Source organism: Schumannella sp. 10F1B-5-1 (assembly GCF_006517535.1).
GTDB lineage: Bacteria > Actinomycetota > Actinomycetes > Actinomycetales > Microbacteriaceae > Schumannella.
Genome location: NZ_VHQH01000001.1, coordinates 215,908 through 239,720 on the forward strand (window position 1 = coordinate 215,908; position 23,813 = coordinate 239,720).

Consider the following 23,813-nt stretch of genomic DNA (forward strand, 5'->3'; position numbering starts at 1 on the left):
CCTCTCCTTCCCAGCTCCGCGTCTGCTGGCATCCGCTCACAGCCCCGCCCGATCCCTACCGGCCATCGGGGCCTCCTGCCAGACTGACCCCATGACGGACCGCGCCGGCTCCCCCGCCCAGGAATCCGACCTCATCGACGTGCGCGAGCTGGTGGATGCGTACTACCAGCGGGTGCCCGACGTCGCCGATCCGGCGCAGAAGGTCGCCTTCGGCACGAGCGGCCACCGCGGCTCGAGCCTCGACACGGCGTTCAACGAGACGCACATCGCGGCGATCACGCAGGCGATCGTCGACTACCGCACCGAGCAGGGCATCACCGGTCCGCTGTTCATCGGCAGCGACACCCACGGCCTCTCGCGCCCCGCCGAGACGACGGCGCTCGAGGTGCTCGAGGCGAACGGCGTGCACGCGCTCACCGACTCCTACTCCGACTGGGTGCCGACGCCCGCGCTGAGCCGCGCGATCATCCGCTACAACCGCGCTCTCGGCTCGAACGGCACGACGATCACGCCCGGCCTCGCCGACGGCATCGTCATCACGCCGAGTCACAACCCGCCGCGCGACGGCGGCTTCAAGTACAACCCGCCGCACGGCGGCCCCGCCGACAGCGACGCCACGAGCTGGATCGCCGGCCGCGCGAACGAGCTCATCGCGGGCGGGCTGCGCGACGTGAAGCGCGCCGAGCCGAGCGCGGTCGACGGCTACGACTTCCGCGGGGAGTACGTCGACGACCTGGCGAACATCATCGACGTCGCGGCGATCCGCACCGCGAAGCTGCACGTCGGCGCCGACCCGCTGGGCGGGGCGAGCGTGAACTACTGGGCGCTCATCGCCGAGAAGCACGGCATCGACCTGACCGTCGTGAACCCCGAGGTCGATCCGCGCTGGGGCTTCATGACGCTCGACTGGGACGGCAAGATCCGCATGGATCCGTCCTCGCCGTCGGCCATGGCCTCGGTGCTGAAGAATCGCGCCGACTACGCGCTGCTCACGGGCAACGACGCCGACGCCGACCGGCACGGCATCGTGACCCCGGATGCGGGGCTCATGAACCCGAACCACTATCTGGCCGTCGCGATCCAGTACCTCTACACGCACCGCCCCGACTGGCGCGCGGATGCCGCGATCGGCAAGACGCTCGTCTCGAGCTCGATGATCGACCGCGTCGCCGCGTCGCTCGGCCGCCGCCTCTGGGAGGTGCCGGTCGGCTTCAAGTGGTTCGTGCCCGGACTCGTCGACGGCAGCGTCGGCTTCGGCGGCGAGGAGAGCGCGGGAGCGAGCTTCCTCGAGTTCGACGGCTCGGCCTGGACGACCGACAAAGACGGCATCCTGCTGGCCCTGCTGGCGAGCGAGATCACGGCCGTCACGGGCAAGACCCCGTCGCAGCTCTACTCCGAGCTCACCGCCGAGTTCGGGGCGCCCGCCTACGCCCGCGTGGATGCGGCCGCATCCAAGGAGCAGAAGGCGCGCCTGGGCAAGCTCAGCGGCGCCGACATCACGGCCGACACCCTCGCCGGCGAGCCGATCACGGCCCGCCTCTCGGAGGCGCCCGGCAACGGCGCCGCGATCGGCGGCGTGAAGGTGCAGAGCGAGAGCGCCTGGTTCGCCGCGCGCCCCTCGGGCACCGAAGACGTCTACAAGATCTACGCCGAGTCGTTCCGCGGCCCCGACCACCTGGCCGAGGTGCAGGCCGAGGCCAAGAAGATCGTGGATCAGGCGCTGGGCGGATGAGCGAGGGCCACGTGACGCACGACGGAGTGATTCACGAGCGACTGCCGCAGGCGGAAGGCGCCTCGGCTGCCGGCGCGCCGGTGGCAGGCACCCCGCGCCTGCGCTGGGTGCGGCGCTGGGAGACGCAGCTCGACGACGGCGAGCTCGATCGCATCCGCGAGTTCCTGACGCGGGTGTTCCCGAACCACCCGGGCGGCATCCAGAAGGCGTGGGCCGGGTCGCGGCCCGAGGTGCGTCTGCTGGGCTTCGACCCCGCCGACCCGGCATCGGGCGGCGACCCCGACAGCACCGCGGGCGAGCTGCTGGCGCACATCGGCATCACGCGCCGCTTCCTGCGCTCGCGCCAGACCGGCGAGTCGGTGCTGATCGGCGACGTCGGACTCGTCGGGGTCTCGCCCGACCGCCAGGGCCAGGGCCTCGGCAAGGAGCTCATGCGCCAGACGGATGCGTCGCTCGCCGAACTCGGCGTCGCCTTCGGCACGCTCACCACCGGCGAGAACCAGATCCCGTTCTACTCCCGCGCCGGCTGGCAGATCGCACCCGAGAAGCTGCACGCGATCGACCTCGACGACCACCGCGAGGTGTTCGACGGACCGTTCTTCTTCCGCCCCGTGCTCGCCCCGGCTGCCGCCTGGCTGCCCGGCGAGCTCGAGCGCAACGGCCGCGAGATCTAGGCTGCTCTGCGCCCGGGGACCGGGTCACCGATATCGCTGTAGGCCTCGTCCTGCTCCTTGAGGATTGAAACCATGAGGTTGCGCGTCGAGATCGCGACGGTGACCGCGTCCCGGTTCCTCGGGTCCCCCGCGCAAACCTGCCCGACCAGCTTCATGTTGGTTATGACGGTCTCGTAGGTTCCGCGATACGAATCGAGCGGAGTCGCATCCTCCAACTGGTCCGCCATGTATGACACGTAGCTGCAGTCTTCGCTCGAATAAGTTTCCACCCATCCGTAGAGCGCCCCTCCCCCGATCTGCAGTGCGCTCAGCGCGGCCGAATCATCAACGTTCGAGTTGTCACTGCTAGCCCCGTCCTCGCTTGACGATGGCGAAGGGGCTGTCGCGTTCGGAGCAGGGACGTTGATAGTGACGCAACCCGCAAGAACGACAGCACTTGTCGCGGCAAGTGCTGTCACGAGGACAAATCGGGCAAGCACGTCGCAAGCCTACGAATCATGCACGGAACCGAGAAGGCCCCACGTTTGGGGCCGACCGGCGAAGTGAAGAGCTACGCGTAGTCGGGGGCGGCCGGCAGGCCGAAGAACTGCTCGAGGGTCTGCACGCCGGTGTCGTGCATCTCGGTCGCGAGCTCGACGCCGACGTAACGGTAATGCCAGGGCTCGAACTCGAAGCCCGTGACCGGGGTGAGGCCCTGCGGGTAGCGCAGGATGAAGCCCCACTTGTAGGCGTTCGAGGCGAGCCAGAGGCCCTGCGGGGTGTCGGCGAAGCAGGCGTTGAGTCCGCACTTCGCAGGCACGCCGACCAGGTCGACGGCCAGGCCGGTCTGGTGCTCGCTGAAGCCCGGGCGTGCGCTCGTCAGGTCGGCGGCGGCCTGCCCCTTCGACGCGACCCAGCCGTTGTAGACCTTCACCTGCGAGGCGTAGCTGCGGTAGTCGCTCTGGATCTGGATCGAGAGCCCGGTCTCGGCCGTGTACTGCTGGGTCATCGCCGTCAGCGCATCCGCCGCCGGCTGCCGCAGGTAGGGCACCGCCCCCCAGGTCGTGGGGATCGGCATCGCCTTCAGGTCGGCGGGCGCGTAGTCGACCGGGTTGAGCGGGCGCAGCTTGTCGCTGACAACCCAGATGCTCGCGGGGTCGTCGATCGAGAACTGCGTCTTGTCGAAGCCGGGCGGGGTCAGCGACTCGGACGGGCTCGGGGTCGCGCTCGGGCTGGCGCTGCGGCTCGGCTTCGCGCTCAAGCTGCTGCTCGCACTCGGCGTGCCGCTCGCGGTGTCGTCGCCCTTCGGCGCGAGCGCGGCGATCAGACCCGCGACGAGCGCGATCACGACGACCGCGGCTCCGGCGATCACGAGGATGCGGCGACGACGGATCACCTTCGGATCCGGCCGACGGCGCCCGTCACGCGGACGGCGCGGCGGCTCCTCAGGCTCGATCAGCACGTTGCTCACCGGGTCATCGTAATGACGGCATCCGGGCGCTTCCTCCTGGTTCGCCCTTCACCCCACCCCCGGTGCGGGGCGAGGCGTACGGTCGCCTCATGAGCGATGACCCGGACCCGAACGGCGACGACACGAGCGGAACCCAGGTCGTGAACCGACCCGACGACCAGCGCTTCGCCCTCACCCGCGACGGCGACGACCTCGGGTTCATCGCCTATCGGCAGAGCGGCGACGTGATCACGCTGACGCACACCGAGATCGATCCCGAGATCCAGGAGCGCGGCCTCGGCTCGCTGCTCGTGAAGGGCACGCTGGATGCGCTGCGCACCGGGTCGAGCGATCGCGTCGTCGCGCAGTGCCCGTTCGTCGCGGCGTGGATCGAGAAGCACCCGGACTACCGCGACCTGCTCGAGCGCTGACGCCGCCCGCAGTTTCGTGAGGGGTCGCAAAGGCCCCAGGATCGACTCGAATCGGCCGGTTCGCGGGGCCTTTGCGACCCCTCAGCAGAAAGCCGAGACGAGGCCCCGGACGTGGGCGAGCGCAGTCAGATGGCGGCGAGCTCGTCGAGCTTCGCCTGCAGGTCCTTATCGCTCGGCTCGACCTGGTGCGAGCCGTCGGGGAAGAGCAGCACCGGGATGTTCATGCGCCCGCTGATCTCCTGCGCCCGCTCGGGGCCGCCATCCACTTTCTCGATGTCGATGTACTCGTAGTCCGCGCCGACGCGGTCGAGCAGCGCCTTCGAACGGCGGCAGTCGCTGCACCAGTCGGCGCCGAACATCTGGATCTTCGTGGTCTCGGCCATGTCAGAAGGGTAGATCGGCACCCCGACCCACCGCTGGGTGCCGCTCAGGCGGCGTGCCGCCCGCGGTGCGCGTCGACCGGCGGCAGGTCGAGGCGGATGCGGATCGCGCCCGTGAGCAGAGGCTCCGGTCGGCTCGGCACGTGGGGGGTGCGAGCGGAGCCGACCGGAGGCGTGGGGGTCGCGGACGTCGCGGCGAGCGCCGGCGCGGCCGGAGCCCCGAGCACGGGAGCCGCGAGCACCGGAGTGCCGAGAGCGAAGCCGCCCGGCAGGCGGGCGGGGTCGCCGGGCAGCGGGGCCGGCGCGCTGAGGCGGGTCTGCGCATCCAGCTCGATCGCGGCCTCGTGGCGGGTCGGGCTGAACACCTCGTCGGCGGCGCCGAGGGCGCCCATCGAGCCGCCGGGGCGCTCGACGCCGCGCAGCTCGATCCAGCCGCGACGCTGCGCGAGCACGAGGACGGGGATCGCCACGATGACGATACCGAGGAAGATCACCCAGTCCATGCCCTGAACGGTAGGCGGGCACGTCTACCACGGGCATCCTCCTTCCGGAGGATCCCGGTCAGTGCTCGCCCTGAACCTGCGCCCGACTCGATCTCTGAGGGGTCGCAAAGGCCCCGAGATGCGCCCGGATCGGCCCGATCCGGGGGCCTTTGCGACCCCTCAGCGAAGTACGACGGGATGCGGCGGCGCGGCGAGCGCGGGCCGGCAGAGGGGGCGGGAAGCCCGGCTCAGGGAACCCGGTTCAGCCAGTCGTCGGTCGCGAACTTCGTCGAGACGAGCTCGGCGGCGGCCGCGTACTCCTCGGGAGTGATCTCGCCCTCGGTCATCCCGTGCTGCTGGCGGAAGGTGTCGATCATGCGCTGGATGACGTCCTCCCGCGGCAGGCCGGTCTGGCTGCGCAGCGGGTCGACGCGCTTCGCCGCGCTCGCGATGCCCTTGTCGCTGAGCTTCTCGCGGCCGATGCGCAGCACGCGCGCCATCTTCTCGCCGTCCATGTCGTAGCTCATGGTCACGTGGTGCAGCACGCCGCCGGCGCCGAGGCGCTTCTGCGCGGCGCCGCCGATCTTGCCCGAGGGCGAGGTGATGTCGTTGAGCGGCTGGTAGCTCGCATCCACCCCCAGGCTCTGCAGGGCCTGGATGACCCACTCGTCGAGGAAGGCATAGCTGTCGGCGAAGGTCATGCCCTGCACGAGATCGGTGGGCGCGTAGATCGAGTAGGTGATCGCGTTGCCCGGCTCGACGAACATCGCGCCGCCGCCCGAGATGCGGCGTACGACGTGGAAGCCCTCGGCCGCGGCCTGTTCGGGATCGACCTCGTTGCGCACCGACTGGAAGCTGCCGATGATGACCGCGTTCTCGGCCCACTCCCAGAAGCGCAGCGTCGGCTTGCGGCGCCCGGCGGCGACCTCCTCGGTCAGCACCTGGTCGAGCGCGAGGTGGGTGTTCGCATCCAGGGGGCCGGGGTAGACGAGCTCCCACTCGTAGTCGTCCCAACCGGTCGCGGTCTGCAGCGCTCGGCGGATGGCCGTGGCCACCGACTCGGGCTGGAATCCGAGCAGCACGGCACCCTCGGGCAGCGCCCCGCGCACGGCGGCGGCGAGCGTCTTCTGGTCGCTCGTCGCGGGAAGGCCGTTGATCGCGGCGTCGATCGCGTGGATGGCGTCGTCGGGTTCGAGGAAGAAGTCGCCCGCGAGGCGGAAGTCGGCGATCCTGTCGTCGACCACCTCGAGGTCGACCACCACGAGCTTGCCGCCAGGGACCTTGAACTCACCGTGCACGGGGTCAGCCTATTTCGCGGGGGCGGGATGCGCCGGGGTGCGTCGAGTGGGATGCGTCGAGCAGCGCGTCGGGACGAGCGTCAGCGCCGGCGCACCGGCGGCCGGTAGCGCAGGCGGTCGTTCATCCACTTCGCCAGGTCGGCGACGACCTCGTCGCGGTTCGTCTCGTTGAAGACCTCGTGGCGGGCGCCGTCGTAGATCTTCACCGTCACATCCGAGAGCCCGCCGCGCTCGCGGTAGGCGGTGGCGAGCTTCTCGACGCTGGCGGGGCCGCCGAGCGTGTCGTCGGAGCCGATGAGGATGAGCAGCGGCACGTCTTTCGGCAGCTTCGTCGTCGGCGTTCCGAGCAGGCGGAGTGTGTCGCGCAGGCCGAAGAGCTTGAGCACCTTCGCGGAGGTCGTGAGCGGGTCGGCGTCGAAGGCGGCGTGCACGGCGGGGTCGCGGCTGAGCCAGCCGTTCGGGCCCTCGGCGGCGAAGCGCTTCGCGAGGTCGCCGCCGTTCATGTCGCGCAGCGTGCGGAACGCGGTGCCGCTCAGCACGACGGCGTCGTAGTCGCCGGCTGTGTCGGCGATGATCATCTGCGCCATCAGCGAGCCCCAGCTGTGACCGAGCAGCACGAGCGGAACGCCCGGATTCGACTCGCGGATGATGCCGGTGAACTGGCGCAGCGCATCCACCGTCGCCCTGAGCCCGCCGACGCCGAGGCGCCCGATGCGGCGGTGGTCGCCGCCGTGCTGGCCGAGGCCGGTGCGGCCGTGGCCGCGGTGGTCGTCGGCGTAGACGGTGAAGCCGGCGTTCACGAGGTCCTGTGCGGTCTGCTCGTAGCGCAGGCCGTGCTCGCCGACGCCGTGCGCGAGCTGCACGATGGCGGTCGGCGCGGGCGCCTTCCAGATCGAGAAGTGGATGGTCACCCCGCGCTCGTCGACATAGCTGTCGTCGATCCGCTCGACCGTGAATCGCGGCATAGGCGCCTCCTGTTGCGCTCATCCTAGGAGCGGGGCGCCCGGATCGGGCGGGCAGATCGGCCGGATCGTTCCGCCGGATCCGCGCTCCAGCCGATATTTAGCCAGGCTAATGAGCTAGGCTAACGATCGATGACCGAGACCGACCCCGACGAGCTGCGGATGCTCATCCAGCGCTTGGCGCGCCGCATCCGCGTGCACCGGGCCGCCGAGGGCGTGAGCGACGCCCAGCTGGGCGTGCTGTTCCACCTCGAGAAGCACGGCGACCGCACCCCCGGTCAGCTCGCCGAGCACGAGGGCGTGACGCCGCCGTCGATCAACCGCACGGTCAACAGCCTCGAAGAGGCCGGATGGATCACCCGCAACCCCGATCCCGACGACGCGCGCAAGGTGCGCATCCGCCTCACCGAGGCCGGCGTCGCCATCATCACCGAGACCCGCCGACTGCGCTCCGCCTGGTTCACGCAGCGGCTGGCCCTGCTCGATCCTCAGGAACGACGGCTCCTGGAGGAGGTGACCCCCCTCCTGCGCCGCCTCAGCGATTCATGAGCGCGATGTTCCGCTCGCTCGGCGTCGCGAACTACCGACTGTGGTTCGCGGGCGCCATGGTGTCGAACGTCGGAACCTGGATGCAGCGCACGGCCCAGGACTGGATCGTGCTCACCGAGCTCACGAAGCACGACGCGGCCGCGGTCGGGGTCACGATGGCGCTGCAGTTCGGCCCGCAGCTGCTGCTCGTGCCGGTCTCGGGGCTGATCGCCGACCGCGTCGACCGGCGCCGCCTGCTGTTCGTGACGCAGGCGCTCATGGGGCTCCTCGCTCTGGGGCTCGGGCTCATCACCGTGCTCGGGGTCGCCCAGCTGTGGATGGTCTACGCCTTCGCGCTCGGCCTCGGCGTCGTCGCGGCGATCGACGCGCCCGCCCGCCAGACCTTCGTCAGCGAGCTGGTCGGCGAGGAGCACCTGCCCAACGCGGTCGCCCTCAACTCGGCCTCCTTCAACGGCGCCCGCCTGATCGGCCCGGCCGTCGCCGGCGTGCTCATCGCGCTGGTCGGCTCGGGATGGGTGTTCCTGATCAACGCGGGCACCTTCGCGGCGACGCTGCTCGCGATCGCGCTGCTGCGGCGCGACCAGCTGCGTCCGGCCAAGCGGGCGGCCGCGCGACGCGGGCAGATCCGCGACGGCTTCCGCTATGTGAAGGGGCGACCCGACATCCTGGTGGTGTTCGCGATGATCTTCCTCGTCGGCACCTTCGGCCTGAACTTCCCGATCTTCACCTCGACCATGGCGAGCGTCGAGTTCCACGCCGGCGCCGACGCCTTCGGGCTGCTGTCGTCGATCCTCGCGGTCGGCTCGGTCACCGGCGCCCTGCTGTCGGCCCGCCGCGATCGGCCCCGCCTGCGCTACGCCGTGATCGCCTCGGCCGGCTTCGGCGTCACCTGCGCGGTCGCCGCGCTCATGCCGACCTACTGGAGCTTCGCCGCCGTGCTCGTCACGGTCGGACTCAGCTCGATCACCCTCATGACGAGCGCCAACGCCTATGTGCAGACGACGACCTCGCCGATCATGCGCGGCCGCGTCATGGCGCTCTACATGGCGATCTTCGCGGGAGGCACCCCGATCGGCGCCCCGATCGTCGGCGCCGTCGCCAACGCGTGGGGGCCGCGCTGGGCGCTCGGCATCGCGGCGGCCTCGGGCATCGCCGCGGTCGTCGTCGCCCTGGTGTGGATGCGCCGGGCCAAGGATCTGCGGGTCGCCTGGGATCGCGGCGCGCGCTTCCACGTCGCCGTGCGCTGGCGCGGCGACGGGCGCGGGCGCGACGTCGAGGAGGCCACGACCGAGATCGCCGTGGTCGAGGCGGAGTCGCAGCGCACGTCGTGAGCGGCGCGGGAGCGCGGCGCAGGCTGCCGCTCAGCACCCCGGCACTCGATGCTCGCTGTGCGGTCGCTGTCATGTGACGCAATGCGCGCGGCCGGGCCAGCGCGACGCGACCCGGCTTCGCCAGAGTGGATGCGCGGCCCCGCGCCGCCTCTCGCTGGGAAAGGAACCGCATCCATGACCCGTCTCGGCAGCAGCGACCTCGACATCGCTCCCCTCTCGCTCGGCGGCAACGTCTTCGGCTGGACCGCCGACGAGGCCACCTCGCACGCCGTGCTCGACGCCTTCGTCGCCGGAGGCGGCGACTTCATCGACACGGCCGACAGCTACTCAGCGTGGGTGCCGGGAAACAGCGGCGGCGACTCGGAGCGCATCATCGGCTCGTGGCTGGCGAAGACCGGAAAGCGCGACGAGGTGGTGCTGGCGACCAAGGTGTCGCAGCATCCCGAGTTCCGCGGTCTGGCCGCCGACAACGTCGCGGCCGCGGCCCGCGCCTCGCTCGAGCGTCTCGGCACCGACCGCATCGACCTCTACTGGGCGCACTACGACGACGCGGCGACGCCGCTCGAGGAGACCGTGCGCGCCTTCGACCAGCTCGTGCGCGAGGGCCTCGTGCGCTACACGGCCGTGTCGAACTACAGCGCCGAGCGCGTGCAGGAGTGGGTGCGCATCGCCCGCGAGAACGGCCTCGCCGAGCCGGTGGCGCTGCAGCCGCACTACAACCTCGTGACCCGCGAGCCCTACGAGTCGCAGCTGGCGCCGGTCGCGCGCGAGCTCGGACTCGGCGTCGTGCCCTACTTCTCGCTCGCCGCCGGGTTCCTGACGGGCAAGTACCGCACGCAGGCCGACCTCGCGGGCAAGGACCGCGGGCAGATGGTCGGCGGGTACTTCTCGGAGGCCGGCCTCGCGGTCGTCGACGAGGTCGTCGCGATCGCCGAGGCGCACGAGGTCGCCCCCGCGACGGTCGCACTGTCGTGGCTGCGCGCGAAGCCCGAGGTCGCGGCGCCGATCGCCTCCGCGCGCACGGTCGCGCAGCTGCCCGCCCTGCTCGCGTCGATCACGCTCGACCTGAGCGCCGACGAGGTCGCGCGGCTCGACGCCGTGTCGGCGCAGGTGCCCGCCGCGGCCTGAGCCGCGCATCCCGCACCGGATCGGTGATCGGTCGCTGACTGTCGCCTCGAGCCTTCGATAGCGACAGTTGGCGACCGATCGATCTCGTGCGGGAGCCGATGCCTCGCCGAGAGCGAGGGATCCCCGACCTCATCGCAGCGCGAGCAGTCCCGCCGCGGTCGGGCCGAAGCCGACCAGCAGTCCGCCCTGGCGTGCGGTGACCCATCGTCGGCGGCGAGACCGCCGCCTCATGCGCGAACCCCGGCCGCGAGCGTCCTCACGCCCCGCTCACGCCTCGCGGGTGATCTCGACCGTGACGAACATGGCGCTCGACGACGGCCCGGCGAAGACGCCGCGCAGCGGCGGCACGTCGTTGTAGTCGCGGCCGAAGCCGACGATCACATGCCGGTCGCCGATGTCGATCAGGTTGGTCGGGTCGAAGCCGCGCCAGCCGCCGCAGTACCACTCGACCCACGCGTGCGACTCGCCCGTGACGGTCTCGCCCACCTGCGCATCCACGACCGGGTGCAGGTAGCCGCTGACGTAGCGGGCCGGGATGCCGACCGAGCGCAGCGCGCCGAGCACGAGGTGCGTGATGTCCTGGCAGACGCCCTTCTGGTGCTCCCAGGCCTCCTCGGCTGTGGTCGTCACCCCGGTCACGCCGGGCACGTACTCGATGCGCTCACCGATCGTGCGGGCGATCGACATGGCCGCCTCGCAGGGTGACGACGCCGCATCCGCGAGCGAGCGCGCGAGCTCGACGACCTCGGCCGGCGGGCGGGTGCGGCCGGTCTGGCCGAGCTGCTCGACGTACTCCGAGCGGGTCTCGACCGCGGCGGCCAGGCCTTCCCAGTCGAGGTCGTGATGCGGATGCTCGCGCGGACGCACCTCGACCAGGCTCGTCGCCGTGAGGGTCAGCTCACGATGCGCGGTCAGCACCTCGAAGGAGGTGACGCGCGAACCCCAGTAGTCGGTGTAGGCGTGGGTCGACGAGACCGGGGCGATGTCGAGGTGCGAATAGAGCACCAGCTGGTCGCCCGCACCCGAGGGCAGCATCCGCGCCTCGTTGTAGGAGGCGGTCGCCTCGCCCTCGTAGCGGAAGCCGGTCTGGTGCCGGATGCGCAGGCGCTTCACGTGTTCTCTCCCACCCACACCGGTGCGGCGTTCGTCGGGAAGTAGCGCTGCCGCACCGCCTCGCTCGCCGCGCTCGTCGCCGACTGCACGTCATCCATGCGGGCCGGCAGGTCGTCGATGATGTCGCTGATCGGCCGGTACTCGAGCTCGCTGCGGATCTGACCGAGCAGGCGCTGCGCCGAGTCGGGCACGCCGACACGGGCGGTGCCGGGCTCGAGCTCGCGCAGGCACTGCTCGGCACGGCTGACCGAGAACAGGATGCTGCGCGGGAACAGCCGGTCGAGCAGCAGGAACTCGGCCGCGTTGCGCGCGCTGGGCACGCCGCGGTAGGTGCGCAGGTAGGCCTCGTAGGCGCCGACCGAGCGCAGGATGGTCGTCCACGACGGTCCGGACGCCTCGGTGAGGCTGCGGGTCGCGAGCAGTCGCGCGGTCATGTCGGCACGCTCGATCGAGCGGCCGAGGGTGAAGAAGCTCCAGGCCTCGTCGCGGCTCGTGCCGGTCTCGACGATGCCGACCGCCAGGGCGCTGCGCTCGCGCACCCAGCCGAAGAACTCGTGCACCTTGTCGCCGGGGATGCGGCGCGGCATCCGCGCGCGGGTGGTGTTGAGCACCTCCCACAGCTCGGTCGAGACGACCTCGCGGGCGCGGCGGGCGTTCTCGCGGGCCGACTGCAGCGAGTAGGCGATCGCCGCCGGCTGGTTGCGGTCGACCGCGAGGATCGACAGCACGTCGCCGCGCGTCACCGGCACGGTCGGGTCGACCGCCACGCCCATCACGCTGAGCAGCGAGCGGCAGGCGGTGTCCTCCTCGATCCAGGGGTCTTCGAGCAGCAGCTGCAGGTGCACATCCAGGATGCGCGCCGTGCCGTCGGCGCGTTCGATGTAGCGCCCGATCCAGAACAGGCTCTCGGCGATGCGGGAGAGCATCATGAGCGGCTCCCCTCGTCGGCCTGCTGCTGTTGCTGCTGCTGGTCGCGGCGGGGCGAGTCCTCGGGATTGTGGTCGTGCGGATGCTCGGCCAGGTGCGCGGGCAGCGGCGCCGCCCCGTGCTGCGCGGCCAGCTCGGGCGTGATGATCGGGATCGCCTGCGTGATCGACGCCTGCTCGGCGACGAGACCCTGCACGCTGCGCTCGGCGCCCGCGCCGCCGCCGAAGCCGCCGTTCGCCCAGGCGGAGTCGGGGCCGACGACCCAGGTGTCCTTCGAGCCGCCGCCCTGCGAGCTGTTGACCACGAGCTGCCCCTCGGGCAGTGCGACGCGGGTGAGGCCGCCGGGCAGAACCCACACATCCGAGCCGTCGTTGACCGCGAAGGGGCGCAGATCGGCGTGACGCGGACGCATCCCGTCGTCGACGAGGGTCGGGATGGTCGACAGCTGCACGACCGGCTGCGCGATCCAGCCGCGCGGGTCGGCGCGCAGACGAGTGGCGAGCTGGTCGAGCTGCTCGCGACTCGCATCCGGACCGACGACGAGCCCCTTCCCGCCGGAGCCGTCGACCGGCTTCACGACGAGCTCGTCGAGGCGGTCGAGCACCTCCTCGAGCGCACCCGGCTCCTCGAGACGCCAGGTCTGCACGTTCTGCAGCTTCGGCTCCTCGCCCAGGTAGTAGCGGATGAGGTCGGGCAGGTAGGTGTAGACGAGCTTGTCGTCGGCGACGCCGTTGCCGACCGCGTTCGCGATCGTCACGTTGCCGAGGCGCGCGGCGAGCATGAGCCCCGGCGAACCGAGCATCGAGTCGGCGCGGAACTGCAGCGGGTCGAGGAACTCGTCATCCACGCGGCGGTAGATCACGTCGACGCGGGTCGGTCCGGCAGTCGTGCGCATGAACACGCGCCCGCCCGAGCAGAACAGGTCGCGGCCCTCGACGAGCTCGACGCCCATCAGACGGGCCAGCAGCGTGTGCTCGAAGTAGGCGGAGTTGTAGACGCCCGGCGTCAGCACCACGATCGTCGGGTCGTCGACGCCCTCGGGCGCGGCCGCGCGCAGCGCGTGCAGCAGCTTCTGCGGGTAGTCGCCGACGGGGCGCACGCGCATCGACACGAACAGCTCGGGCAGCGTCTGCGCCATCACCCGGCGGTTCGAGATCACGTAGCTGACGCCCGACGGCACCCGCACGTTGTCTTCGAGCACGCGCCAGCCGCCCTGCTCATCCCGGATCAGGTCGATGCCCGACACCTGGATGCGCACCCCGTTCGCCGCGACGACACCCGCGGCCTCGCGGTGGAAGTGACTGGACGAGCTGATCAGGCGGGCCGGGATGACCCCGTCGCGCACCGCATCCTGAGCCCCGTAGACATCGGCCAGGAACGCCTCGAGCGCGGTCACCCGCTGCTTCACGCCGGCCTCGACGTCGACCCAGTCGGACTGGTCGATGACGCGCGGCACCGCATCCAGCGGGAAGGGCCGCTCCTCGCCGGCGAAGTCGAACGTGACGCCCTGCGCGAGGTACGAGCTGGCGAGGGCCTCGGTGCGTCCGCGCAGCTCGTCCTGCGTCATGCGGGCGAGCGCATCGTGGATGTCGCGGTACGGCATCCGCACCGCCGACTCGGGGTCGAACATCTCGTCGAACGCCGGTGCTCCGCGCCGCCGCGAGGCGGACTGCGTGCTGGTGGCGCTGTAGCCGTCGAACAGGTCACCCATGTGCCGACCCTACTCAGGGGCGTGTTGCGAGGGTGTTTCGGTTGAGGGTCCGTCCAGGTTCGCGGACGGGCCGCTGCGGGAGGGGTCGAGCTGCTGCGCCGGGCTCGGGCTGCCGAGCGCGGATTCAGAAGAGCGGGTGGCCCTCGCCGACCTGGATGGTGGGGCCGAGAGCCGCGGCGCCGCGCAGCAGCGTCTTCGGCCGGTAGCGGCGGGCGGTGACGGTGGACGCTTCGGCGCCGGCCTCGGAGTACTCGGCGACCACCGCATCCACGCGCTTTCCGAGCACGTGCACGTAGCCGTCCCAGACGAGCACCGCGCGGTCGAAGCCGCCGGCCGTCGCCCGCAGGAAGTAGCGGGCGGCCGAGGCGCTCTGGCCCGTCGTGGGGCTGTCGAAGCGGTGCACGGTGCGCTCGCCGGCGCGTTCGGTGATGACGAACGGGGCGATGCCCGACTTCGCGGCGACCGCCGACCCGGAGGCGGCGAGCGCCTCGCGCAGGCCCTCCTCGAGCGCGAACTCGCTGAGCTCGAGCGCGGAGACGGGGGCGGTCATGGTCACGCTCTCACGTTAGAGAGGACAGACCGCCGCGCCCAGTCCCCAGGTCGGGGCTCACCCTGAGGAGGGTCGCCGGATCGGTCCAGGTAGACGGGGTGCCTTCGAGGGCGGCGCGGGATGCGGTGGTCCGGTTCCCGAGCGCGCTCGGGCGCCCCCGAGACGCACACGAGTTGCCCACTTCGGTCGGGTTCCGGGCCCCGAACCCAGCAGAAGCGGGCAACTCGCGGAACTCCGGGGCCGCACCCGCGCGACGCCGCGGACGACGCCCCGTGGATGCGCGGCTCAGGCCGTGCGACGCTCCGCCTCGTCGGCGAGCGCGTCGACGCCCGGGGCGATCGGCGCCACCTCGGCGACGGGCGCCCCCGTCAGCACGATGCGCGGCTCGCGCGCGGCGGGCAGGTCGACCGCCACGAGGGTCGGCACCGCATCCACCGTCGCCGGGGCCACGGCCACCGCGCCCGACGCCGCCGACACCGTGCCGACAGCACCGACGACTCCGCCGCCGCGCAGCATCCGCCGCCCCGCCTTCAGCACGCGCTTCGCCCGCCGCTTGCCCCAGCCGAGGCAGCGCAACGCGAACGCGAAGGGCGAGCCGACGACGAGCGCGACGTAGCCCGACAGCGTGCGGTCGTAGGAGCCGAGCGCGCGCTTGCGGTCCCAGGCCTCGCGCAGCGAGCCGCCGGTCGTGCCGGCGTGCTGGTGGTGCACCTTGAGCTTCTCGTTGTCGCGCTTGCGGATCAGCTTGAGCAGGCGCTTCTCCCAGTCGTCGGCCGCGGCCTCGTGGAAGTAGTTGTCGTCGAGCCATTCGGGATGCGGCCGGCGGAAGCGCCCGGCGATCATCTCGCTGGCCGGGGCGAGCACGCCCGAGCCGACGAAGACCTTGTTGATGAGCTTCTTGCTCACCCCGAAGTCGTCGAGCAGCAGCACGGGCACGCCGAGTCCGATCGCCTCGATCGCGGCGGTCGAGCTGACCGTGACGAGACCGGAGGCGCCGGCCAGGTGCGCCGACATCGCGCCGCCCTCGACCACGAGGTTGTCGGGCGCGCCGCCCGGCAGCTCGGTCATCAACGCGGCGTAGTCCCACTGCTCGGCGTGCGTCTGGGCCTCACCGGCTGCGGCGCGCACCTTGATGACGACCTTCTGCCCGGGGCTGCGGCGCGCGGTCTCGGCGAGCCAGCCGAGCAGCTGGATGCGGTCCTCGCGATCGGCGGGCACCTTGGCCTGCGACGCGAACACGATCGGTCCGCCCGGCACGCCCGCCTCGGCGATGTCGTCGGCGCGGGGGAAGAACGGCAGCCCCGCGAGGCCGAAGCGCTGCGGAACCCCCATCTTGTCGGCGAGCCGCCCGAAGTCGCGGATCTCACGCGCGCTGTGCAGCACCATCAGGTCGCTCTGCGAGCGGTAGGCGATGGCCTTGCGCGTGGCCGGGATCGAGATGCCGGGCAGGCCGGTCACGAAGATCGGGCGCCGACGGGCGACGGCGAGCGCCGCGCGCAGCATGACCTTGACCACGGGTCCGCGGGTGGCCAGCAGCACCGCATCCGGGTCGACGTCGGCGACCCGCTGGGCGAAGTCGGCGAAGTCGATCACCTCGGGCGGCGTCGCCGCCCAGCGGGTGCCGGCGACGGCCGCCGCGAGCTGCGTCGCGCTGGGCTGCAGCGGCGAGCGCAGCACGAGGAACTCGACGTCCCACGTGCCGCGGTCGAGGCGGTCGACGAGCGACGCGCCCCACTTCACGTAGGAGTCGGAGTCGGCGATCGCCAGCAGGCGGCGGGGTCCCGGGCGGGGCCCCACCTCATCCACGCTCATGCGGCCCCCGGTCAGGCGCCGACCCGGCGCAGCTTCGCCAGCGGGGCGTGCTCGCCGGGCATGACGCGCTTGACGCCGTCGCCCATCGCCTCCTCGATCACGCGGATGTCGCGCACGAGACGCTCGAGGCCCTGCGGCTCGAGCGAGGCGGCGTGGTCGCTGCCCCACATGGCGCGGTCGAGCGTGATGTGGCGCTCGACCATGACAGCGCCCAGGGCGACCGCGGCGAGCGAGATCTGCAGGCCGGTCTCGTGACCCGAGTAGCCGACCGGAACGCCGGGGTAGCGCTGCTTCAGCGTCGTGATCATGCGCAGGTTCGCCTCGTCGGCGGGCAGCGGGTAGGTCGAGGTCGCGTGCAGGATCACCAGGTTGTCGATGCCGACAGTGGCGACCGCGCGGTCGATCTGCTCGAGCGTCGACATGCCCGTCGACAGGATGATCGGCTTGCCGGTCTCGCGCAGGCGCTGCAGCATCCCGAGGTCGGTCACCGACGCCGACGCGACCTTGTGGGCGACGACGTTGAGGTCTTCGAGGAAGTCGACGCTCGGCTCGTCCCACGGCGACGCGAACCAGTGCAGGCCGCGCATCGTGGCGTAGTCGCCGATCTCGACGTACTGCTCGCGGTCGAACTCGACGCGGTAGCGGTACTCGAGGTAGGTCATGGTGCCCCACGGCGTCTCGCGCGGGGTCGACTTCATGTGCTCGGGGGTGCTGATCTCGGGCGTGCGCTTCTGGAACTTCACGGCCTGCGCGCCGGCGTCCGCCGCCACGTCGATCAGCTTCTTGGCGTTCTCGACCGATCCGTTGTGGTTGAGACCGATCTCGGCGATGACGTAGACGGGCGCGCCGTCACCGATGGGCTGCGATCCGATTTCGACGTTCATGTGATTCCTGCCTCTCGTGCGGGATGCGGGGGTCGTGGATGTCGGAGCGACGCGCGTCCCGCAGGGCGTCGCCTCGGTGGGTTTCGGGGGTGGCGGGGCCGTGGGCGCCGCCGTGCGCGCCGTGGGTCGCACCGTTCACGCCGTTCGCGCCGCTCATGCCCTCGACGCGGCGGGCCTCGAGCACGCGGTCGGCGAGCTCGCGCACCGCGCCCGCGCCCTGCGGCGCCTCGAGCACGACGCGGGCGACCGCGACGACCTCGGGCTCGGCGTCAGAGGTCGCGACCGGCCAGCCGACCAGTCGCAGGCACTCGAGATCGGCGGCGGTGCTGCCGAGGTACGCGACCCGGTCGAGGTCGACCCGGTTCTGCTCGGCCCACCACAGGAGCGCGGCGGCCGGGTCGTCGCTGCCGTGGATGAGGTCGACGCGGGTGCGCTCGGCGCGCGCCTCGGCCACTCGGCGCACCTGCTCCGACAGCAGCAGCATCGGCACGCCCGCGTCGCGCAGCAGCTGCACGCCGCGTCCGTCGGAGCGGTCGGCGGGCACGTAGTCGTCGACGTCGTCGCAGAGCACCACGCGCGCATCGACGGCGACCTCGCCGAAGTCGGCGACCACCGCATCCACGTGGATCGGCGTGACCGGCGGGGCGAAGCGGCTGACGCGGGGTGTGGCGATCGATGCGCCGGCGGTGTTCGCGTTCGCGGCACCTGCGGCGCCCGCGGCGCCCGCGGCGGCGGCGGCCGTCGCACCGGCCAGGGTCACGTCGGTGGCGTCGGCCCCCGCGGCGACGGCGGGGTGCGCGGGGTCGCGCGCGGCGACGGCGGCCCGGTCGCGGGCGCGCGCGGCCACGGCCCGCAGCGCGGCGCCGGCCTCGCCGGGCGCCGCGGCGTCGAGCACGCTCGACAGCGCCTCGGCCATCTCGAGCTCGTCTTCGGTGTCGATCTCGATCGCGGTGCGCGGGTCGACGAGCGCGAGCCCGACGCGGCCGAAGAAGCGGTGGCGCGCGGCGCGGAAGCCCGGCGCGCGCATGACGTAGAAGGCGCCGGTCTCGGCGAAGGCGGGCTCGCGGTCCTGGCGGCGCGGGCGCACCGCCGCGTCGTGCCCGATTCCCTCGGCGCCGTCGGGGGTGACCCGCCAGAGGAAGGTCCAGTCGTCGACGGCCGAGAACACCGCATCCTCGTCGCCGTCGGAGACGCGCTGCACGGCATCGGCCAGCGCGACCGTGTCGATGAACGGCGAGGTGGCCTGGATGAACACCAGGATGTGCGCGCGGCCGCGCGGGTCGACCTCGTCGAGCGCGTGCAGCAGGGCCGACTCGCTGCCGGCGGTGTCTCCGGAGATCTCGGCAGGACGGTCGACGATCTCGGCGCCGGCCTCGCGGGCGACCGCCGCGATGTCGGCCGAGTCGGTGGAGACGACGACCTGGTCGATCGACTCGACGCCGAGCGCCGCGATCACGCTGCGCGCCACGAGCGGCACGCCGCCGACCGGGCGCAGGTTCTTGCCGGGCACGCCCTTCGAGCCGCCGCGGGCGGGGATGACGGCGATCACGGTCATCGTGCATCCCCCTTCCGGTCGCCGGCTCGTCGCCTGCTGGTCGTCGCTGGTCTCGCCGCTCGTGGGAGAGCGCAGCGCTCCCCCGGGCTCGTTCGGGCCACCGTAGGAAGGGCACGAGACGCGGCGGCGGGCGTCGGGTGAACGGGCGGTGGCGGGCGGATGACGGGGTGGTGCGGGGCCGGTGCGGGGCCGGTGCGGGGCCGGTGCGGGTGTCGGTGGTGCGGCGTAGCGTGCGGTGCAGGAGAGGGAGGTCGTCATGGTGGACTACCGCATCGAGCTCATCCAGGTTCCGGTCGCCGATCTGAACCGGTCGCGCGAGTTCTACGGAACGACGCTCGGCTGGCCCGTCGACTTCGACGTCGAGGTGGATGAGACCACGCACTTCATCCAGGTCACCCCGCCCGGCTCGGCGGCCTCGATCGCCTTCGGCCGCGGCATCAGCGACATGAACCCGGGCACGCTGCACGCCCTGCAGGTCGTGGTCGACTCCGCCGACGAGGTGCTCGCCGATCTCACCGCCCGCGGTGTCGCGGCGCGCGGGGTCGAGGAGCTCGCCTGGGGCCGCTTCGTCTACTTCGAAGACCCCGACGGCAACACCTGGGTCGCGCAGGAGCTGCCGAAGCGCGACTGAGCCGCGCGGGTCGCGAGCCCGTCGGACCGCGTGCTCGCCGCGGCCGGCTCGGCGCCGTGTCACCCGACTCGACCAGACTGGCCGCATGGACCTCCGCATCTTCGTCGAGCCCCAGAACGGCAGCACCTACGACGAGCAGCTCGCCTGCGCGCAGACCGCCGAGCGTCTCGGCTTCGACGCGTTCTTCCGCAGCGACCACCTGCTCTCGATGGCCGACACGCACGGCGCCGGCCCGACCGAGTCGTGGCTGACGCTCGGGGCTATCGCGCGCGAGACCCGTCGCATCCGTCTCGGCACGATGGTCAGCTCGGCGACGTTCCGTCACCCCTCGATGCTCGCGATCACGGTCGCCCAGGCGGATGCGATGTCGGGCGGCCGGGTCGAGCTCGGCCTCGGCACGGGCTGGTTCGAGGCGGAGCACGCGGCCTATGGCATCCCGTTCCCGCCGAAGCGCTTCGGCCTCTTCGAGGAGCAGCTCGAGGTCATCACCGGGCTCTGGTCGACGCCGATCGGCGAGCGATTCAGCTACTCCGGCGAGCACTACGAGCTGACCGACTCCCCCGCGCTGCCGAAGCCGGTGCAGTCGCCCGTGCCGGTGATCGTCGGGGGCGGCGGCGCGAGGCGCACGCCCGAGCTCGCCGCCCGCTTCGCGAGCGAGTACAACATCGGCTTCGTCGACGAGGGCCGCATCACCGAGCAGTTCGGCCGGGTGCGCGCCGCGGCCGAGGCGATCGGGCGCGACCCCGAGTCGATCGTGCTGTCGGTCGCGCTGCCCACCGCGGTCGGCGACGGATGGGAGGCGCGCGCCCGCCGGCTCGGCGCCGACCCCGAGACCTTCCGCGAGCAGAACATCGGCGGCACGGCGCAGGAGGCGATCGACAAGATCGGGCGCCTCGGCGAGCTGGGCGCATCCCGCATCTATCTGCAGACCGTCATCCCGTCGGACCTCGAGGCGGTCGAGATCCTCGGGGCCGAGGTGCTGCCGCACGTGTGAGTGCGTGATCGAACTGAGCCTTCTAAGATCACATCAGAACGTATAAGTTTTCTGCTTATACGAAGAGAGAGCGCCTGATATGGACATCGTGACGACGACGAATCCCTTCAAGCCGGGTGCCGGGAGGGTGCCTCCCGAACTCGCCGGGCGCGACGCGATCCTCACCGCTGTCGCTCGGACGATGGCGCAGATCGTCGCCGACTCAGAAGGCGATCGTCCGATCGTCGTGTCGGGACTTCGCGGTGTCGGCAAAACCGTTCTGCTCAACGAGATCGCTCGGCAAGCGAAGTCGTCGGGTCGCTGGTCGGTCGTCAAGATCGAGGCCACCCCGGGACGTGGCCTGCAACAGACGCTCGTCCGAGACCTGCACCAGGTTCTGAGGTCCTCACTCTCGCTCGGGGACCGTGCGCGCGAGCAGCTGGGTCGAGCACTCAGAGTGTTCCGCTCGTTTCAGCTCACGGTGGATCCGCGGGGCACCTACGGGTTCGGGTTTGAAGTGGACCCTGAACCCGGATTCGCCGACAGCGGCGCGATGGAGCAGGACCTCGAAGACCTGCTCCGCGAAATCGGGCTCGCGTACCGGAACCTCGATCACGCCCTGCTTATCGCGGTCGACGAGCTGCAGGACGCCCCGAAGTCTGACCTCAACGCGCTCAACGTCGCGCTGCACAATCTCGGACAAGAGAGCCAGCCTCTGCCGATCCTGTTCGTCGGAACCGGGCTCCCGTCTCTGCCGGCGATTCTCGCCGACGCCACCAGCTATGCCGAGCGGCTCTTCGACTATCGACGTCTCGACCTCCTCGATGACGAGGAGACACGTGCGGCGCTGACCGTTCCTGCTCAGCGCGCCGGCGTCACGTGGCGCAGAGATGCTCTCGATCGCGCCGTCGAGAGCATCCAGGGGTACCCGTACTTCGCCCAGGCGTGCGGCAAGCACGTGTGGGATTCCCGTACCGATCCCGACACGATCTCGCTCGATGACGCCGAGAACGGTGTGCTTCGGGCCAGAGACGAGGTCGACCAGGGGCTCTATCGATCGCGATGGGACCGAGCTACCCCGAAGCAACGAGAGCTGCTGCGAGCAATGGCCGACGATGACGGCAACCCGTCTGCGATTCAGGATCTCGTCGTGCGAACCGGCAAGACACGCACCAGCGACCTCTCGGTGTCGAGGAACGAGCTCATCAAGAACGGGCACATCTATGCTCCGGACCGAGGCTTCCTGGCGTTCACCGTGCCCGGGATGGCCGACTTCATCCACCGCGCCGTCAGTGAGTAGCGGCGGCCCGTCTCTGCCGCGCTGACAGCCTCCTCGACAGCCGCTGACAGTGCGTGACAGCGGGGTGACAGCGCCCCGCGCGCACGCTGTCGCCATGACCAAGGCAATCGAGGCACACGGCCTCACCAAGCGCTTCGGAAAGACCCAGGCCCTCGCCGGCGTCGACCTCGAGGTCGACGAAGGGCGCGTGCTCGGCGTGCTCGGACCCAACGGCGCCGGCAAGACGACGGCGGTGCGCATCCTCGCGACCCTGCTGCGCCCCGACAAGGGCACGGCGCGCGTCGCCGGCCACGACGTCGTGCGCGAGCCGAAGGAGGTGCGGCGCTCGATCGGCCTCACCGGCCAGTACGCGAGCGTGGACGAGGACCTCACGGGCGTGCAGAACCTCGTGATGATCGGGCGCCTGCTCGGCCTCGACCGTCGCGCCGCCCGCGTCCGCGCCGACGAGCTGCTGACCGAGTTCGACCTGCTCGAGGCCGCGAGTCGCCCGTCGAAGACCTACTCCGGCGGCATGCGGCGGCGGCTCGACCTGGCCGCGTCGCTCATCGGGAGGCCGGCGGTCGTCTACCTCGACGAGCCCACCACGGGCCTCGACCCGGCCAAGCGCGACGACGTGTGGGACATGGTGCGCGTGCTCGTCAGGCAGGGCACGACCGTGCTGCTCACGACGCAGTACCTCGAAGAGGCCGACGCCCTCGCCGAGGAGATCACCGTGATCGACCACGGCCGGGTCATCGCCCACGACACCCCGCGGGGACTGAAGCGCCAGGTCGGCGGGCAGACGCTCGAGGTGCGGGTCGCGCATCCCGCCGACCTCGCCGCCGCCCAGCAGGTTCTCGCCCGCGTCGGAACCCGCGAGCCCGAGACGCTCAGCGCCGACCTCGTGTCGGTTCCGGTCGCCGGCGACACCGTGCTGCCGCAGACCGTGCAGGCGCTCGCGAGCGCGAACGTGCCCGTCGTCGAGTTCTCGCTGCGCCTGCCGAGCCTCGACGAGGTCTTCTACTCGCTGACCGGGCAGCGGCAGGGGACGGATGCGGGAGGCACCGCATCCGGAACCGGCGCGACCGGCGCACCCACCGCATCCGGCGCACCTGACGCACCCGGCGCACCCACCGCATCCACTCAGAACGAAGGGGAGGCCGCCTGATGCGCGACTCGCTCATCCTGGCGCAGCGCTCGGTCACGAAGATGTTCCGCAAGCCGGAGCAGTTCCTCGACGTGACGCTGCAGCCGATCATCATGACCGTGCTGTTCGTGTTCGTGTTCGGCGGCGCGATCGCCGGCAGCACCGACGAGTACCTGCCGTTCGTGCTGCCCGGCATCATCGTGCAGACCGTCATGTTCACGTCGCTGACGATCGGCGTGAACCTCAACAGCGACATCGAGAAGGGTGTCTTCGACCGCTTCCGCTCGCTGCCGATCGTGCGCTCGGCGCCCCTCTTCGGAGCCGTCCTCGGCGACATCGTGCGCCACGCGATCGCCGTCGGGGTCACGCTGATCTTCGGCGTGATCATCGGCTTCCGCTTCCACACCGACTTCCTGTCGGCGGCGGGCGGCATCCTGCTGATGGTGCTCTTCGCGGTGTGCCTGTGCTGGGTGTCGGTCTTCATCGGGATGCTCGCCCGCTCCTCGGGCGCCGTGCAGGGTCTGTCGTTCCTGATCACGTTCCCGCTGACGTTCGGGTCGTCGACCTTCGTGCCCGCGTCGACCCTGCCCAGCTGGCTGCAGGGATGGGTCGCCGTCAACCCGGTCACGCACGTGATCGAGGCGCTGCGCGGCCTGCTCTCCGGAACCCAGTACATGGCCGCCGGTACCACCCTCGGCGGCGAGCTGCTCTGGGTCGCCGGCTGGTGCGTGGTGCTCGTGGCGGTGTTCTTCCCGCTCGCGACGTGGGCGTACCGCCGGAAGGTGTGAGGGGGCGGCCCGGGTGGCCGGCTCGGGTCGGCTCGGGTCGGCTCGGG

At 71.4% G+C, this 23,813-nt stretch carries 24 protein-coding genes; 11 read left to right on the plus strand and 13 right to left on the minus strand.

The genetic code is table 11. The features are described 5' to 3' along the window. The first annotated feature begins 91 nt into the window (after positions 1–91). Positions 92–1,732, plus strand: coding sequence for a phosphoglucomutase (alpha-D-glucose-1,6-bisphosphate-dependent) (gene pgm / locus FJ658_RS01060; protein WP_141143526.1), 1,641 nt, complete (start codon positions 92–94; stop codon positions 1,730–1,732). Then, the gene (locus tag FJ658_RS01065) at positions 1,729–2,406 is read left to right on the plus strand and encodes a GNAT family N-acetyltransferase (RefSeq protein ID WP_141143527.1); all 678 of its coding nucleotides are present in this window, start codon (positions 1,729–1,731) and stop codon (positions 2,404–2,406) included. The genes pgm and FJ658_RS01065 overlap by 4 nt, the downstream gene beginning before the upstream one ends. Here FJ658_RS01065 and FJ658_RS01070 read toward each other — a convergent pair. Together FJ658_RS01070 and FJ658_RS01075 are read right to left on the minus strand one after the other, a co-directional pair. Continuing rightward, the gene (locus FJ658_RS01070) at positions 2,403–2,885 is read right to left on the minus strand and encodes a hypothetical protein (protein ID WP_141143528.1); all 483 of its coding nucleotides are present in this window, start codon (positions 2,883–2,885) and stop codon (positions 2,403–2,405) included. The genes FJ658_RS01065 and FJ658_RS01070 overlap by 4 nt on opposite strands. Before the next feature lie 71 nt (positions 2,886–2,956). Then, positions 2,957–3,856 (minus strand): M15 family metallopeptidase, encoded by a 900-nt coding sequence (locus FJ658_RS01075; RefSeq protein ID WP_255447482.1) that lies wholly within the window; start codon positions 3,854–3,856, stop codon positions 2,957–2,959. Positions 3,857–3,945: 89 nt separating this feature from the next. On the opposite strand from FJ658_RS01075, the gene FJ658_RS01080 reads away from it, so the two are divergent. Beyond that, complete coding sequence (locus FJ658_RS01080; protein ID WP_141143529.1) at positions 3,946–4,266, plus strand: GNAT family N-acetyltransferase; 321 nt, start codon at positions 3,946–3,948, stop codon at positions 4,264–4,266. A 125-nt stretch (positions 4,267–4,391) separates the two neighbouring features. On the opposite strand, the gene FJ658_RS01085 is transcribed toward FJ658_RS01080, so the two are convergent. The 4 genes from FJ658_RS01085 to FJ658_RS01100 all read right to left on the minus strand — a co-directional run bounded on the left by FJ658_RS01085 (position 4,392) and on the right by FJ658_RS01100 (position 7,391). Next, on the minus strand, positions 4,392–4,649 hold the full coding sequence (locus FJ658_RS01085) for a glutaredoxin domain-containing protein (protein WP_141143530.1): 258 nt from the start codon (positions 4,647–4,649) through the stop codon (positions 4,392–4,394). Positions 4,650–4,693: 44 nt separating this feature from the next. Continuing rightward, on the minus strand, positions 4,694–5,149 hold the full coding sequence (locus FJ658_RS01090; protein ID WP_141143531.1) for a hypothetical protein: 456 nt from the start codon (positions 5,147–5,149) through the stop codon (positions 4,694–4,696). A gap of 227 nt (positions 5,150–5,376) precedes the next feature. Then, positions 5,377–6,426, minus strand: a complete 1,050-nt coding sequence (locus tag FJ658_RS01095; RefSeq protein ID WP_141143532.1) for a biotin/lipoate A/B protein ligase family protein — start codon at positions 6,424–6,426, stop codon at positions 5,377–5,379. An 80-nt stretch (positions 6,427–6,506) separates the two neighbouring features. Beyond that, positions 6,507–7,391: an alpha/beta fold hydrolase gene (locus FJ658_RS01100; RefSeq protein ID WP_141143533.1), complete on the minus strand. Its 885-nt coding sequence runs from the start codon at positions 7,389–7,391 to the stop codon at positions 6,507–6,509. 129 nt (positions 7,392–7,520) lie between these two features. Between FJ658_RS01100 and FJ658_RS01105 the strand changes: the two genes are divergently transcribed. The 3 genes from FJ658_RS01105 to FJ658_RS01115 all read left to right on the plus strand — a co-directional run bounded on the left by FJ658_RS01105 (position 7,521) and on the right by FJ658_RS01115 (position 10,396). Next, complete coding sequence (locus tag FJ658_RS01105) at positions 7,521–7,937, plus strand: MarR family winged helix-turn-helix transcriptional regulator (RefSeq protein ID WP_141143534.1); 417 nt, start codon at positions 7,521–7,523, stop codon at positions 7,935–7,937. Continuing rightward, on the plus strand, positions 7,934–9,268 hold the full coding sequence (locus tag FJ658_RS01110) for an MFS transporter (protein WP_141143535.1): 1,335 nt from the start codon (positions 7,934–7,936) through the stop codon (positions 9,266–9,268). Before FJ658_RS01105 ends, FJ658_RS01110 begins: the two co-directional genes overlap by 4 nt. Before the next feature lie 174 nt (positions 9,269–9,442). Further along, complete coding sequence (locus FJ658_RS01115) at positions 9,443–10,396, plus strand: aldo/keto reductase (protein WP_141143536.1); 954 nt, start codon at positions 9,443–9,445, stop codon at positions 10,394–10,396. 267 nt (positions 10,397–10,663) lie between these two features. On the opposite strand, the gene FJ658_RS01120 is transcribed toward FJ658_RS01115, so the two are convergent. The 7 genes from FJ658_RS01120 to FJ658_RS16610 form a co-directional block, all read right to left on the minus strand. Further along, positions 10,664–11,509 carry a transglutaminase family protein gene (locus tag FJ658_RS01120; protein WP_141143537.1) on the minus strand — a complete coding sequence of 282 codons (846 nt, stop codon included), beginning with the start codon at positions 11,507–11,509 and terminating at the stop codon, positions 10,664–10,666. Continuing rightward, positions 11,506–12,435 (minus strand): alpha-E domain-containing protein, encoded by a 930-nt coding sequence (locus FJ658_RS01125; protein WP_141143641.1) that lies wholly within the window; start codon positions 12,433–12,435, stop codon positions 11,506–11,508. Before FJ658_RS01125 ends, FJ658_RS01120 begins: the two co-directional genes overlap by 4 nt. Then, positions 12,435–14,147: a circularly permuted type 2 ATP-grasp protein gene (locus FJ658_RS01130; RefSeq protein ID WP_141143538.1), complete on the minus strand. Its 1,713-nt coding sequence runs from the start codon at positions 14,145–14,147 to the stop codon at positions 12,435–12,437. Before FJ658_RS01130 ends, FJ658_RS01125 begins: the two co-directional genes overlap by 1 nt. A 124-nt stretch (positions 14,148–14,271) precedes the next feature. Further along, on the minus strand, positions 14,272–14,703 hold the full coding sequence (locus tag FJ658_RS01135; protein WP_141143539.1) for a hypothetical protein: 432 nt from the start codon (positions 14,701–14,703) through the stop codon (positions 14,272–14,274). 279 nt (positions 14,704–14,982) lie between these two features. Next, complete coding sequence (locus tag FJ658_RS01140; RefSeq protein ID WP_141143540.1) at positions 14,983–16,494, minus strand: DUF6716 putative glycosyltransferase; 1,512 nt, start codon at positions 16,492–16,494, stop codon at positions 14,983–14,985. A 26-nt stretch (positions 16,495–16,520) separates the two neighbouring features. Beyond that, positions 16,521–17,393: an N-acetylneuraminate synthase family protein gene (locus tag FJ658_RS01145; RefSeq protein WP_141143541.1), complete on the minus strand. Its 873-nt coding sequence runs from the start codon at positions 17,391–17,393 to the stop codon at positions 16,521–16,523. Beyond that, on the minus strand, positions 17,359–18,948 hold the full coding sequence (locus FJ658_RS16610; RefSeq protein ID WP_219995680.1) for an acylneuraminate cytidylyltransferase: 1,590 nt from the start codon (positions 18,946–18,948) through the stop codon (positions 17,359–17,361). The genes FJ658_RS01145 and FJ658_RS16610 overlap by 35 nt, the downstream gene beginning before the upstream one ends. Before the next feature lie 256 nt (positions 18,949–19,204). Here FJ658_RS16610 and FJ658_RS01155 point away from each other — a divergent pair, with 256 nt between their 5' ends. The 5 genes from FJ658_RS01155 (at position 19,205) to FJ658_RS01175 (ending at position 23,766) form a co-directional block, all read left to right on the plus strand. Beyond that, positions 19,205–19,579: a VOC family protein gene (locus FJ658_RS01155; protein ID WP_141143542.1), complete on the plus strand. Its 375-nt coding sequence runs from the start codon at positions 19,205–19,207 to the stop codon at positions 19,577–19,579. 85 nt (positions 19,580–19,664) lie between these two features. Further along, the gene (locus FJ658_RS01160; RefSeq protein WP_141143543.1) at positions 19,665–20,573 is read left to right on the plus strand and encodes an LLM class F420-dependent oxidoreductase; all 909 of its coding nucleotides are present in this window, start codon (positions 19,665–19,667) and stop codon (positions 20,571–20,573) included. A gap of 79 nt (positions 20,574–20,652) precedes the next feature. Beyond that, positions 20,653–21,852 carry an ATP-binding protein gene (locus tag FJ658_RS01165; RefSeq protein ID WP_141143544.1) on the plus strand — a complete coding sequence of 400 codons (1,200 nt, stop codon included), beginning with the start codon at positions 20,653–20,655 and terminating at the stop codon, positions 21,850–21,852. Between the two features lie 94 nt (positions 21,853–21,946). After that, positions 21,947–22,999 carry an ATP-binding cassette domain-containing protein gene (locus tag FJ658_RS01170; protein ID WP_141143545.1) on the plus strand — a complete coding sequence of 351 codons (1,053 nt, stop codon included), beginning with the start codon at positions 21,947–21,949 and terminating at the stop codon, positions 22,997–22,999. Further along, entirely contained in the window at positions 22,999–23,766 is a 768-nt protein-coding gene (locus FJ658_RS01175; protein WP_141143546.1) for an ABC transporter permease, read from the plus strand. Before FJ658_RS01170 ends, FJ658_RS01175 begins: the two co-directional genes overlap by 1 nt. Positions 23,767–23,813 lie beyond the last annotated feature (47 nt).

Bases quoted from the DNA above. Each gene is read 5' to 3' on its own strand.
- FJ658_RS01100 (WP_141143533.1), bottom strand. From the start codon at position 7,391: ATGCCGCGATTCACGGTCGAGCGGATCGACGACAGCTATGTCGACGAG.
- FJ658_RS01130 (WP_141143538.1), bottom strand. From the start codon at position 14,147: ATGGGTGACCTGTTCGACGGCTACAGCGCCACCAGCACGCAGTCCGCC.
- FJ658_RS01145 (WP_141143541.1), bottom strand. From the start codon at position 17,393: ATGAACGTCGAAATCGGATCGCAGCCCATCGGTGACGGCGCGCCCGTC.
- FJ658_RS01165 (WP_141143544.1), top strand. From the start codon at position 20,653: ATGGACATCGTGACGACGACGAATCCCTTCAAGCCGGGTGCCGGGAGG.
- FJ658_RS01110 (WP_141143535.1), top strand. From the start codon at position 7,934: ATGAGCGCGATGTTCCGCTCGCTCGGCGTCGCGAACTACCGACTGTGG.
- FJ658_RS01175 (WP_141143546.1), top strand. From the start codon at position 22,999: ATGCGCGACTCGCTCATCCTGGCGCAGCGCTCGGTCACGAAGATGTTC.
- FJ658_RS01125 (WP_141143641.1), bottom strand. From the start codon at position 12,435: ATGCTCTCCCGCATCGCCGAGAGCCTGTTCTGGATCGGGCGCTACATC.
- FJ658_RS01160 (WP_141143543.1), top strand. From the start codon at position 19,665: ATGGACCTCCGCATCTTCGTCGAGCCCCAGAACGGCAGCACCTACGAC.
- FJ658_RS01085 (WP_141143530.1), bottom strand. From the start codon at position 4,649: ATGGCCGAGACCACGAAGATCCAGATGTTCGGCGCCGACTGGTGCAGC.
- FJ658_RS01170 (WP_141143545.1), top strand. From the start codon at position 21,947: ATGACCAAGGCAATCGAGGCACACGGCCTCACCAAGCGCTTCGGAAAG.
- pgm (WP_141143526.1), top strand. From the start codon at position 92: ATGACGGACCGCGCCGGCTCCCCCGCCCAGGAATCCGACCTCATCGAC.
- FJ658_RS01065 (WP_141143527.1), top strand. From the start codon at position 1,729: ATGAGCGAGGGCCACGTGACGCACGACGGAGTGATTCACGAGCGACTG.
- FJ658_RS01115 (WP_141143536.1), top strand. From the start codon at position 9,443: ATGACCCGTCTCGGCAGCAGCGACCTCGACATCGCTCCCCTCTCGCTC.
- FJ658_RS01105 (WP_141143534.1), top strand. From the start codon at position 7,521: ATGACCGAGACCGACCCCGACGAGCTGCGGATGCTCATCCAGCGCTTG.
- FJ658_RS01080 (WP_141143529.1), top strand. From the start codon at position 3,946: ATGAGCGATGACCCGGACCCGAACGGCGACGACACGAGCGGAACCCAG.
- FJ658_RS16610 (WP_219995680.1), bottom strand. From the start codon at position 18,948: ATGACCGTGATCGCCGTCATCCCCGCCCGCGGCGGCTCGAAGGGCGTG.
- FJ658_RS01090 (WP_141143531.1), bottom strand. From the start codon at position 5,149: ATGGACTGGGTGATCTTCCTCGGTATCGTCATCGTGGCGATCCCCGTC.
- FJ658_RS01155 (WP_141143542.1), top strand. From the start codon at position 19,205: ATGGTGGACTACCGCATCGAGCTCATCCAGGTTCCGGTCGCCGATCTG.